Source organism: Clostridium sp. X (genome assembly GCF_055755365.1).
In genome coordinates this window covers 2,512,551-2,524,522 of sequence record NZ_CM146912.1, presented here as the reverse complement: position 1 = coordinate 2,524,522, position 11,972 = coordinate 2,512,551, and the positions used below count along the sequence as shown (strand labels likewise).

Here is an 11,972-nt window from a genome sequence, read left to right as displayed (position 1 = left end):
GTATATACTATTTTTTATTTTTGACACATTTTACATTTTTAATCATTTATGCATAAAAAAAAGAAAATCTTATTTATTAAGTAAGATTTTCTTGATATTTTAAATATTTACATCCCCTTTAAAAACAGTAACTGCTGGTCCCGTCATCAAAACTTCTTGATCTTGAATTTTAATATATAACTCTCCACCCGGCACAATAACTTTAACCTCATCTTCTGTATAACCTAAAATATTTGTCGCAATAACAGATGCACAACTACCTGTTCCACAGGCTAAAGTTGGTCCTGCGCCCCTCTCCCAGGTTTTTACTTTTACTGTGGTCTTATCTATAACTTCACAAAAATTCACATTTGTTCCTTGTGTGTAAATATCATACTTTTCTATATACTTGCCTTCCTCTATATCTACTTCATCAAGCTCACACATTATAACTGAATGGGGTACTCCCATAAGCATAGAGGTTACTTTATAATCTTTTTCATTAATATTCAATAATTTATCAATTATTTTATCATCAACCTTAGCCGGTATATCTATAGGATTAAATGAATAAGTTCCCATATTTATAGTAATATTAACTACCTTAGAATCTACTATATCTAAATGAGCTACTTTTATCCCATCTCCAGTTTCAATATTCATAATATCCTTCTTAACTATACCAGAATCAAATACATATTTAGCAAAACATCTTATACCGTTACCACACATTGCAGCATAAGAACCATCCGCATTAATAATCTCCATTTTTATATCAGCAATAGAACTATTTCTAACAATTAAGATTCCGTCCGCACCAATACTAAATCGTCTTTGACAAAGCTTATATGCTATTTTATCCTGTTTTTTTTCTAATTCTCCATTTAAATCTTCTAAAACTATAAAATCATTTCCAGTACCTTGCATCTTAGTAAAATTCAATATAATACCCCCTACACAATTCTTTCCAAAGACTTTAATAAATATATTACTTTAATTATGTTATAGAGTCAATATTATGTTCTTTTGCTTATTGATAATTTTATATGCTAATACTATACTATAAGGAGTTACATTGGATTAAGTTTCTAATTAGTATTTTGTTTTATTCAGAAAGGATGATAATTATGTCACTAGATGGAGTTTTTTTATATAGTGTAATAACCGAATTAAAGAGTAGTATTATTAATGGAAAAGTGGATAAAGTAAATCAACCAGAAAAAGATGAAATAATTCTAAATATTAGACAAGGGAGATCTACTCATAAATTACTTATAAGTTCTAGCTCTAACTATCCTCGAATCCATCTTACTGAAGCAAGTAAGATTAATCCTCTAAAAGCACCTATGTTTTGTATGGTTCTTAGAAAATATCTTAATAATGCTAAATTAATAAATATTCATCAAATTGATTTAGACAGAGTTTTAGTTATTAATTTTGAGAATACAGATGAATTAGGTTTTAATAGTTCCTATTCTTTAATTATAGAGATAATGGGCCGTCATAGTAACATTACACTAATTCGAGATAGGGATGGCATTATAATGGACAGTATAAAACATATAACACCTGACCAAAATAGCTACCGAAGTGTTTTTCCGGGTATTAAATATATTTATCCACCTACTTCAAATAAGTTAAATCCATTTAACTTTACTTATGAAGAGGCTTATGATTTTGTTAAAAATAATGATATAGAACCTAATGATAATCTTATATCTAATGTCTTTACAGGCATAGGTAAATTTTTTTCAAATGATATTATTAATGAGTTTAAACAGGATGCTGATCCCCTCACATTGAACTCTTTAGATAAAATACTAACTTTATTTAAATCAAAGATCACTGATGTTCTAAATAATAAATTTGAATTTTATTCATATAAAAAAGATTTAAATCCTATAGATTTTTATTGCTTAGATTTAGATATTATGAAAGAATGCGATAAATTCGCTTATAATTCTCCTTCAAACTTATTAGAAAATTTTTATTATACAAAAGATAAAGCTGATAGACTCAAGGCTCAAAGCTCTGATTTACAAAAAATTATTACAAATAATATAAATAGATGTATAAAAAAAGATAAAATTTTAAGAAATACATTAATAGAATGTGATGATAAAGAAAAGTACAAACTTTTTGGCGAACTTCTAACCGCTAATATATATCTATTAGAAAAGGGGTTAGATGAAGTTACCTTAGATAACTATTACAGTGAAAACCTTGATAAAATTAAAATAACTCTAGATAAAAATAAGACACCTTCTCAAAACATTCAACATTACTATAAAAAATATAATAAGTTGAAAAAATCAGAAGAATCGGCACAAGAACAAATAGCTCAAAACGCCGAAGAATTAAAGTACTTATATTCAGTACTTACAAATATTCAAAATGTAGATAATTATAAAGAGATTGAAGAGATAAAAAAAGAATTAATCGAAACCGGATATATTAAATTCAAAAAATCTCATAAAACAGCTAAATCAAAACCTGTTAATCCTATTCATTATATTTCAAGTGATGGGATTCATATATATGTAGGCAAAAATAATATACAAAATGATTATCTAACCTTAAAATTTGCTAATAAAAACGATACTTGGCTTCACACAAAAAATATCCCTGGATCTCATGTTATTATAAAGGCTTTTGGTAATATACCTACAAAAACCTTAGAAGAAGCTGCAAATTTGGCAGCATATTATAGTAAATCTCAAAATTCTTCTAATGTGCCTGTAGATTATACAGAAGTAAAAAATGTAAAAAAACCAAATGGTGCAAAACCAGGTATGGTTATTTATTCAACTAATCAAACTATATATATAACACCTTTAACTCCAAATTTAAAATTGATAAACGATTAAGTATTTGTTAATATAAAAAACAACCTGATTTAAGGTTGTTTTTTTGTTAAGCTTCATATATTCTTACACAATCTTCATCATCTATTTCTGTAACTTTAACAGAAATTAATTCTTTTTTAGATGTAGGTATGTTTTTTCCAACATAATCTGCTCTAATAGGTAATTCCCTATGTCCTCTATCTACGAGCACTGCAAGTTGGATAGTTTCTGGTCTGCCTTGCTTTATTATAGCTTCCATAGCAGCTCTTGCAGTTCTTCCTGTATATAGTACATCATCAACTAGTATTATTTTTTTATTCTTAACTTCCACATCTATACTACTATCATTAATAATTGGTTGCTCTCCTAATTCTGTTAAATCATCTCTGTAAAGAGTTATATCAACACTTCCAACCTTTACTTTAGAATCTTCAAACTCTTCAATTAATCTAGCAATCCTCTGCGCTATAGGAACACCTCTTCTTTGTATTCCAATCATCACTATATTATCTACACCCTTATTTTTCTCTATAATTTCATGTGATATTCTGGTTAAAGTTCTTTTAATAGCCTTCTCATCAAGAAGTACTGATTTAAAATCCATCTATTTTCCTCCCTATAAGTTAATTAAAGGCCTTTTACATATATTTGAAATAGTACCATAGCTAATAAAAAAAGTCAATTGTATCTATAGCTTACTTATAACTTTTTTAAAATACTCAGGTAATTCTGATTCAAATTCAACATACTTTTCAGTAGAAGGATGTATAAAACCTAACTTTTTCGCATGTAACATTTGTCCCTCTAAATTAAACTTTTGTTTTGCAAAACCATATATTGGATCTCCTACTAATGGATATCCTATATGTGCCATATGAACTCTTATTTGATGAGTTCTGCCTGTCTCTAATATACATTTAATTAAAGTATATTTATTAAATCTTTCTATAACTTTATAATGGGTAACTGCTCTTCTTCCATCTTCAACTATTCCCATTTTTAATCTATCTTTAGGATGTCTTGCGATAGGTTTGTCTATAGTTCCTTCTTCTTTCTTGATTAAACCTTCTACTAACGCTATGTATTCACGCTTCATTGAGTGATCTTTTAATTGTTCTGCAAGTTTTTTATGAGCTTTATCATTTTTTGCTATAACTAATACACCTGATGTATCTTTATCAATTCTATGAACAATTCCCGGTCTTGCAACACCGTTTATTCCTGATAGATCCTTACAATGATATAGTAACGCATTAACAAGAGTACCATTGTAATTTCCAGGAGCCGGGTGAACTACCATCCCCTGTTTTTTGTCTATAACAATTACATCGTTATCCTCATATAAAATATTAAGTGGGATATCTTCTCCTTTTATAATTAATTCTTCAACCTGAGGAATGTCTACAACTATTTCATCGTTAAATCTTAGTTTATAATTACTTTTTTTAGGCTGCTCATTTACTGTAACATTTCCTTCTTCTATAATTTTTTGAATATATGATCTTGACTTATCTTGAAATCTATTTGCTATAAAAACATCAAGTCTTTTATTAACTGATTCTTCTTCAACACTAAATTTAAATTTATCCATTATTATCTTCCTTTAATATATAGATTGACAAAAGAACTGTCCCAAACACAACTAACATATCGGCTATGTTAAAAGTCGGAAAATAATATATATCCTTATAATGTATCAGTATAAAATCTACTACATATCCATAAGCAATTCTATCATATAAGTTTCCAATAGCTCCACTTATTATTAGTCCAAAGCTTATTTTCATTATTTTAGATTTCGGAGTATACTTTATTAAATAATATAACATTCCTATGGTTATACATAATGTTACTATAGCAAGCAAACTAACTTTCCCTTGAAAAATACCAAAAGCTGCTCCCCTATTTTCTAAATATTGAAAAGAAAACAAATTTTTAATTATTACAATGTCATTGACTTGAACTAACCGCCTTAAAGCCCATAGCTTAGTTATTCTATCTAATAAAATCCCACAAACTATTATAAAAAAAATCATATTCTCCCCCCATAATCGATAGATTAATTTGGTAATTGATTTTTATAATACTCGTTACTTATTTTCTCAACATCTTCTACATATCCCATATTCTCATCATCACTGTAATCCCCATAATCATATACTTTTTCCATAGTATTAAATCTATCTACACTTTGATAACTATCCTCAGAATCAAATCCTGTAAAATCTTTAAAATCCTTGTTTCCATAGCCAAAAGGTGCTTTAATAACATCTTCTTCTGGAGGATCATTATGCTCGTCCGTAGGCATAGATTTATTCTGTTCTTTTTTACAGTTTATGCAGTATTGAGTATAGGGAATAGCCTCCAACCTTTGTTCAGGAATACTTGAACCACAGGCTTTGCACTTTCCATAGGTTCCATCCTCTACATTTTTTAATGAATCATCTATGGAGTTTAATATTTCTATTTCATTCTTTTGTAGTGCTGCACCTTTTTCTTTATCATATAATTCTTGAGCATTATCTGCAGGATGATTATCATAAAGTGAGAGTTCTGATGATAACATACTGTCAGAATCAACTCCTTCAAATTCTTTAATTTTATCGATTAAATTTAATACTCTAGTCTTTTCTCTTATCAACTTATCTTTATAGTATTGCATTTTATTATTATTCATGGATACAACTCCTTTTTAGTAACTAATAATTTATATATACTAGTAGTTTCTCTAAAGAGGAGCATTTTATTACAAACTTAAAGAGTTCTACAATTTTTAATTTACATATGTTTTAGCATATTTCTTATTATTTCTGTAGAATTTTCTACAGCTATAGGAATAAATTTTTCAAAATCTATATGTGCACCGTTATTGGCATTATCAGATATAGATCTAATTACTATAAATGGAATATTATTAAGATAACAAACTTGAGCTATACTAGCGCTTTCCATTTCACATGCCATAGCATCAAACTCCTTATTTAACCATCTTATTTTTTCAACATCTGCAATAAATTGATCTCCTGATACAATTCTTCCAATATAACTTTTATGTCCTGTTGCTTTTTCACAAATTCTTTTAGCAATTTCTATCAAACTATGGTCACATTTAAAATCATAAGTGTCGAGTCTAGGTATTTGACCAAGTTTATCTCCAAAAACCGAAGTATCCATATCATGTTGAACTAATGTATCTGCAATAACAACGTCACCTGGAAAAATTTTTTTTCCTATTCCACCTGCAACTCCTACATTAATTATTTTGTCAACTTTATAATCATCAATTAATATTTGGGTGCAAATTGCTGCATTTACTTTTCCTATACCACTTCTTACAATTACTACATCCCTACCCCAAAGCATTCCTAAATTAAACTCCATCTTTGCCTTTTCGTTTTTATTATCTAAAACAATATTATCTAATAATATCTTTACCTCTTCATCCATGGCCCCAATAATTCCTATTGTCATATTACTACCTCCATATAATAAATATTTACACTAATAATTATGATAACATATAAAAATACTTTTTTCTGATTATATAAGTATATAATCAGAAAAAAGTCTCACACTTTGGTGAGACTTTTTTTAGCTTTCTTTTACAAAAAAACTTTTTATTGAATCTAACTCACTATTATTAAAATCTTTTATAGTGTCTAATTTAGTACTATCTAAATCTAACGTTGTTTCTTCTTTATGTATAACTTCTTTATTATGAATATGATTAGCTTCCAAAGCGTTACCAATATTATATTCTTTCATGAATTCTTTTTCAAGTTCATTAAAAGTATCCACCTGTGAATTCATAAAATTTCTAAATTTAGTTCTAAACCTTAAAAATTCTTGTTTAATTCCATCATAATCCTCATTTATTTTTACAACATCGTTATGCGCTTTATCTATTATCTTTTTAGCTGCATCATTCGATTGTTTAAGTATCATCTCTGACTCACTTTTTGCACATTGCTTTGCTTGTTCTGCGGCATTTTGAGCTAGAATTAAAGTATGTTGTATTGTAGATTCAATTTTAGAGTAATGCTTTATCTGTTCCTCTAAAAGTTCTATCTTTTCTTTCAATGATGAGTTGTCCTTATATAAAACTTCATAATCCTCCGAAACTTTATCTAAAAACTCATCAACTTCACCACAGTCGTATCCTCTAAGTGATTTTTTAAACTCCTTATTATTAATATCCATTGATGTAATTACCATATTAATCACCTCATAATCATATGTATTTTTTCACAATAATTCGATCTTTATCTTTTTGTGTTTTACCTATAAATTGTTCTATCTTAAATTTTCCATATCCTCGAATAGTTATAGTAGTATCAAAATAAACATCTTCATCTTTCTCACAACTTTTTTCATAATCATATAAGACCAATCCCCGTTTTATTAAATCCACAGAGACGCTTCTTGAAATACCACATAACGCTGAAACAACGCAATCAAGTCTTAAAGAAGAAACCACAATGGTCTTTACTTCATACTTAACTTTTGGAAGAGTATCTTCTTTTATATCTATTTCTTCAACAAAACAAGGTGCTTTTCCTATTTTTTTTAAATTATCTTTTATAAAGCTAACAATATCTGAACATATAGGAACATAACAGATATCACCATCTACTAAAAGATCTCCAAACTTCTCTCGCTTTATTCCTTGAGACATTAAAGCACCTAAATAATCCGAATGTTTAAGTTTGTTAAAAGCAGATTTATTTATAATTTTAATGAGACTAATTTTATACTTATAGATGTCCTCATCCTCTTCATTTGGTAAAATTGAAACAATTTTTCTATCACATTCCTCAAATATTCCAAAGCTACCAATTTTACATCCTATCTCACAGCTTAATTTTTCTAAAGACTTCCATATAGCTGGTGGATAAAATTCGTCTAAATAAATAGATCTATTTATCTTATTAAAAATTTCAATTTTATCAAATATATTTGATAAAAATATTTTATCTTCAAAACCAATTCTTTCTAGAAATTGTTTTTTGTTCATCTTATACTTTTCCCTATTCTTTTTATAATATATTTACTACAATTTTTTCTAAAATACCCAGTATAAAGAACGCTATAATAGGTGAAAAATCTACAGGCACATCTGGAATTATTTTTTCCTGTATCTTTTTTCCTGGCAACAATAATGGCTCCGTGAATATATTTATAATTCTAACTAGCTCATTATTACCTCTATAAATCCAAGATAATATAACATGAATAATTATTAGGGTTTCTAAAAATCCAATTAACATAAGTAGAGCACGTTGTAAAACAAACATAACATTCCTCCAATTTATCTAGTCCAATTAAGAAGTCCTTTAGTTGATAACTCATTTTTTAGTTCATTAGACATTTCCACATTTGATGGTGATATTATGTAAACTCCCTTTTCAATTTCCTCCAGAGAACCACCTAATGCATAACTAGCACCTGCTATAAAATCTAATAATCTTTGAGCTATTTTCGACTCAAGGCTTGTCATATTAATTACTAATATTTTTCTACTTTTTAAATTATCACATATTTCTATAGCTTCATCATAATCTGAAGGTTTAACAATCAAGATTTTCGAACTTGAAGCTGTATGTATACTTACTACCTTGCCTTTCTGTTTCTTTGAATTGGTGTGATTAAAGACATTCTCAATCTCTTCATCATTTTTTTCAATTTCTTCATTACTCACTTCTTCTATTTCATCAACTTCTTCTTCTAAACCTAAAAAATCCATAACTTTGTTAACAATTCTCCCTGCCATATGTGTCCCTCCTAAAAATTATTATAACTTCTTTTGCCAAATATTCCTTCACCGACCCTAATAACATTTGCTCCTTCTAAAACAGCAATTTTATAGTCGCTACTCATTCCCATTGAAAGATATTCCATCAATACATTATTATACCTCTTTTTTGACAAACAGTCATATAAATTCTTCATTTCTGCAAAATATTTTCTAGTAAGTTCATCATCTACTTTAGGTAAAATAGTCATGAGCCCTTTAACTTTAACACTACTACATTTTTCACAAGCATCAATAAGTTCTTCTAGATTTTCTAATAAGACTCCTGATTTATTTTCGTCTCTTCCAATATTAACTTGTATTAAAACATTAGCCACTTGCCCTTCTGTGGAATATCTCTTTTCTATTTCTTCTAATAATTGAAGATTATCTAAAGTATGTATTAGATAAATTTTACCTACTATATATTTTACTTTATTCCTTTGAAGATGTCCAATAAAATGCCATTTTACATCATTATGGAAAAGTTCATGTTTTTCTATAAACTCTTGAACTTTATTTTCAGCAAAATCTCTTATTCCAGATTCATAAACCTGTTCTAACTCACTTAAAGCCCTAGTTTTTGATACTGCCACTAATGTAGTTTCATTTGAAATTTCAGATTTTACTTTTTTAATATTTTCTTTAATATCCAACTATTCTCCTCCCTTTATAATCTATTTCTCCTTCTTAAATTCCTTCATATATTGATAATTTATCTTCCTATCACTAGCCATAATCTTAACTTCATTTTGCTTATAAACATCAACTCTTATACCTCTGATTTTTAGGAATGATACGTATCCTCCTTCTGACAACATATAACTATATATTTCTTCTTTATTGCCTATAACCTTTATATTATACGGTCCTGGAATTTTCACACCATCCAATTCTATAAATACTCCCCAGCAAAAAATATCTGATTTATCTGTAATTCTTTGACCATTTAGAGATATAACTTCTGCTCCAGCAATTTTAAGTTCATTAATAACATTAACTATATCAGTATCATGAATAATTCTAGACGACCACTCATTAGGATCAATCACTTCTCCAAAATACTCTCCACTAGCATCATCTATTAAATCAATTACAATTCCTTCACCTACAACATCTGTAACACCTAACATCATATAATTATTGTTTATTTCTTTATTTATTTCTTCTAATACACTTTTTTTATTATTCTGATTATCTTTATAGCTTTGAAGTTTTGTATAGTATTGATAATATTTTTCTGTTAAATCATCAATATCTTTGTTTAAGTTACTGTTATATTCATAAGCTTCTTGATACTCCGCTGGAGTTAAAAATATTCCATCATTTATTTTTTGAAAATCCATACTAGAAGATATCAATATTCCTATTATTATACAAGCAATAAAAACAAATATAGTAGCTTCATTTGTTTTCATTTAATCACCTCATTGATGGGATTTTGCTTTTTCAAGTAGCAATCTTCTTACAGATGCAAAATTATTAAATATTCTTTCTCCAAATACAATTATTGCTGCTAAATATATTGGCATTCCAAGTTTATCTCCTAAATAAGTTAGTGCTGCAGCTAAGACTGCATTTCCAAAAAAACCTGATATAAATACATCTGCTCTAAACTTTTTATCAATTGTAGCTCTCATTGCTCCAAAAACCGAATCTAAGCAAGCAAATATGGCAACAGAAATATATGGAGAAAATTTCATAGGATTATTTATATTCCAAAATAATCCTACTATTATTCCAATTAAAAGTCCAATAAAAATAATCATATAAACACCTCTAGTCTTTATTTATCGGTTTAGCATATTTAAATTCTAAACTTTTGTTATATTTGTATACTTTAATATCCTCTAAAACTTCATAAGTTATGGTGCATCCATCAATACCAAGTACCCCAGGGAAATCTAAAGCACTTTTAAGTTTCAACTTATCACCTATTGCTTTTATAGTTATTCTCTTATATGGAGAAATTCTTTCTTCATTAATAGTAATATAGTTACTTGCACTTCTTATTCCAGTCCTAGCACTAACCCTTATATCATTTACAGATATTGATTCAGCATCAGCAGCATTTAATTCATTTACTATTTTAATTAAATCAGTGTCAAGAATTATAGGGGCATCTGAATTATTGCCAAAAAATTCACTCTGTGGTGTTATATAAATCACAACTCCTTCACCTTGAACGTCAACACTCCCTGTTAATACTCTAGTATCCTCAAGCTTTTTTACTATTTCTTTAGTTATTGTATTGCCCTCTGCAGCTGCATTCTCATAACTCTTAATTTGTGCTTGAAGTTCATTTATTTTGTTTTCAAGATCTTGTTTTTGATTCCTTAATTGCTCTATTTGAAGCGTAATCTGTGCTACAGGCTTATTCTCATCCAACTGTTTATTTTTATTCATAACTGCTTTTAATTGATAAGTAATCATAAAGCCAAGCAGAATGCAAACCATTCCTACTAAAACTTGAGAATGTAACTTTTTCATTTAACGTATCCTCCTAGTCACTTACAAAAAATACTGGTTCTCCCTTAAAACTAACATCTATATATCCCTGTTTTTTCAAAAGATCATTTTGTATTAAAACATTTAATGCTTTATTATACTTATCTTCTAGATTATAACTTGTCCCTATTTTAATTATCATATTCGTATATATTATCTTTATATCCATAATATCCATTAAATTAACTATAGTTGGTTCAGGCACACCTTCATTTAAATTTTTAATAAGATTCGTAATTTCCTTAATTAATCGTAATTGCTCTTCTTTAATTTCTAGTTTTTTCCCTACCTCGTATACACTTTTCTCAAATCCTTCTAATTTAATAAGCCTCATATTATTTATTAATTCTTTTTCTTCTAATATTATACCTTCATTATCTACAATCAAATATTTATTTTCTTTTTTTATATAAAATACAGCAGTTCTTTCTTCTACAAATATCTTAATTTGATTTGGTAATTTTCGTTTTAATTGCGCATTTAATATATACGAATTAGTTAAAATATTTGTCTTAGATTTTTTTAAATCTAAGTAAAAAATATTCTTCTCTACCTTTAAATTAGAAAGGTTTATTATTTCCTGAGATGGTATATTTCTATTATTTGTAACTTCAATAGTTTTTACATTAAAATACGGAAGCTTTAATAACAGTGTAGCACTTGTTGATATTAGAATTAAAATTAATAAAAAACTTCTTCTTATCTTTTTTATTTTCCTTCTCTTTTCTATAAATTCATTATTTACAATTTTAGTATTATGCAAATCTTTTCCCATGTTTTACTCCCCACTAGCTAATTAATTAATTATATAATATCACATTGTAGATTTTAATTAAACTTGTTTAATA

At 27.6% G+C, this 11,972-nt stretch carries 16 protein-coding genes; 1 reads left to right on the top strand and 15 read right to left on the bottom strand.

Going from position 1 to position 11,972, the window contains the following annotated elements:
* Positions 1 to 99: 99 nt before the first annotated feature.
* Positions 100 to 921, bottom strand: a complete 822-nt coding sequence (gene dapF / locus ACX0KU_RS12725) for a diaminopimelate epimerase (protein ID WP_472990353.1) — start codon at positions 919 to 921, stop codon at positions 100 to 102.
* 185 nt (positions 922 to 1,106) lie between these two features.
* Here dapF and ACX0KU_RS12720 point away from each other — a divergent pair, with 185 nt between their 5' ends.
* Positions 1,107 to 2,846 carry an Rqc2 family fibronectin-binding protein gene (locus ACX0KU_RS12720; protein ID WP_472990352.1) on the top strand — a complete coding sequence of 580 codons (1,740 nt, stop codon included), beginning with the start codon at positions 1,107 to 1,109 and terminating at the stop codon, positions 2,844 to 2,846.
* 46 nt (positions 2,847 to 2,892) lie between these two features.
* Here the strand turns inward: ACX0KU_RS12720 and pyrR are convergent, their stop codons facing one another.
* The 14 genes from pyrR to ACX0KU_RS12650 all read right to left on the bottom strand — a co-directional run bounded on the left by pyrR (position 2,893) and on the right by ACX0KU_RS12650 (position 11,899).
* Entirely contained in the window at positions 2,893 to 3,429 is a 537-nt protein-coding gene (gene pyrR / locus ACX0KU_RS12715; protein ID WP_472990351.1) for a bifunctional pyr operon transcriptional regulator/uracil phosphoribosyltransferase PyrR, read from the bottom strand.
* A gap of 84 nt (positions 3,430 to 3,513) precedes the next feature.
* Positions 3,514 to 4,416 (bottom strand): RluA family pseudouridine synthase, encoded by a 903-nt coding sequence (locus tag ACX0KU_RS12710; protein WP_472990350.1) that lies wholly within the window; start codon positions 4,414 to 4,416, stop codon positions 3,514 to 3,516.
* A complete protein-coding gene (gene lspA, locus ACX0KU_RS12705) occupies positions 4,409 to 4,861 on the bottom strand; it encodes a signal peptidase II (RefSeq protein WP_472990349.1) in 453 nt (150 codons plus the stop codon). The genes ACX0KU_RS12710 and lspA overlap by 8 nt, the downstream gene beginning before the upstream one ends.
* A 23-nt stretch (positions 4,862 to 4,884) precedes the next feature.
* Positions 4,885 to 5,502 carry a TraR/DksA C4-type zinc finger protein gene (locus tag ACX0KU_RS12700; RefSeq protein WP_472990348.1) on the bottom strand — a complete coding sequence of 206 codons (618 nt, stop codon included), beginning with the start codon at positions 5,500 to 5,502 and terminating at the stop codon, positions 4,885 to 4,887.
* A 101-nt stretch (positions 5,503 to 5,603) separates the two neighbouring features.
* Positions 5,604 to 6,296 carry a 5'-methylthioadenosine/adenosylhomocysteine nucleosidase gene (locus ACX0KU_RS12695; protein ID WP_472990347.1) on the bottom strand — a complete coding sequence of 231 codons (693 nt, stop codon included), beginning with the start codon at positions 6,294 to 6,296 and terminating at the stop codon, positions 5,604 to 5,606.
* Positions 6,297 to 6,416: 120 nt separating this feature from the next.
* Complete coding sequence (locus ACX0KU_RS12690; protein ID WP_472990346.1) at positions 6,417 to 7,040, bottom strand: DivIVA domain-containing protein; 624 nt, start codon at positions 7,038 to 7,040, stop codon at positions 6,417 to 6,419.
* Between the two features lie 16 nt (positions 7,041 to 7,056).
* Complete coding sequence (locus ACX0KU_RS12685) at positions 7,057 to 7,839, bottom strand: YlmH family RNA-binding protein (RefSeq protein ID WP_472990345.1); 783 nt, start codon at positions 7,837 to 7,839, stop codon at positions 7,057 to 7,059.
* Positions 7,840 to 7,861: 22 nt separating this feature from the next.
* On the bottom strand, positions 7,862 to 8,119 hold the full coding sequence (locus ACX0KU_RS12680) for a YggT family protein (RefSeq protein ID WP_472990344.1): 258 nt from the start codon (positions 8,117 to 8,119) through the stop codon (positions 7,862 to 7,864).
* Positions 8,120 to 8,133: 14 nt separating this feature from the next.
* Positions 8,134 to 8,595: a cell division protein SepF gene (locus tag ACX0KU_RS12675; RefSeq protein ID WP_472990343.1), complete on the bottom strand. Its 462-nt coding sequence runs from the start codon at positions 8,593 to 8,595 to the stop codon at positions 8,134 to 8,136.
* 11 nt (positions 8,596 to 8,606) lie between these two features.
* The gene (locus ACX0KU_RS12670) at positions 8,607 to 9,272 is read right to left on the bottom strand and encodes a YggS family pyridoxal phosphate-dependent enzyme (RefSeq protein ID WP_472990342.1); all 666 of its coding nucleotides are present in this window, start codon (positions 9,270 to 9,272) and stop codon (positions 8,607 to 8,609) included.
* A 21-nt stretch (positions 9,273 to 9,293) separates the two neighbouring features.
* Entirely contained in the window at positions 9,294 to 10,034 is a 741-nt protein-coding gene (locus ACX0KU_RS12665; protein WP_472990341.1) for a DUF881 domain-containing protein, read from the bottom strand.
* A gap of 9 nt (positions 10,035 to 10,043) precedes the next feature.
* Positions 10,044 to 10,385, bottom strand: a complete 342-nt coding sequence (locus ACX0KU_RS12660) for a small basic family protein (protein ID WP_472990340.1) — start codon at positions 10,383 to 10,385, stop codon at positions 10,044 to 10,046.
* 10 nt (positions 10,386 to 10,395) lie between these two features.
* Entirely contained in the window at positions 10,396 to 11,106 is a 711-nt protein-coding gene (locus ACX0KU_RS12655; RefSeq protein WP_472990339.1) for a DUF881 domain-containing protein, read from the bottom strand.
* A gap of 13 nt (positions 11,107 to 11,119) precedes the next feature.
* Positions 11,120 to 11,899, bottom strand: a complete 780-nt coding sequence (locus ACX0KU_RS12650; RefSeq protein ID WP_472990338.1) for a cell division protein FtsQ/DivIB — start codon at positions 11,897 to 11,899, stop codon at positions 11,120 to 11,122.
* Positions 11,900 to 11,972: the final 73 nt, after the last annotated feature.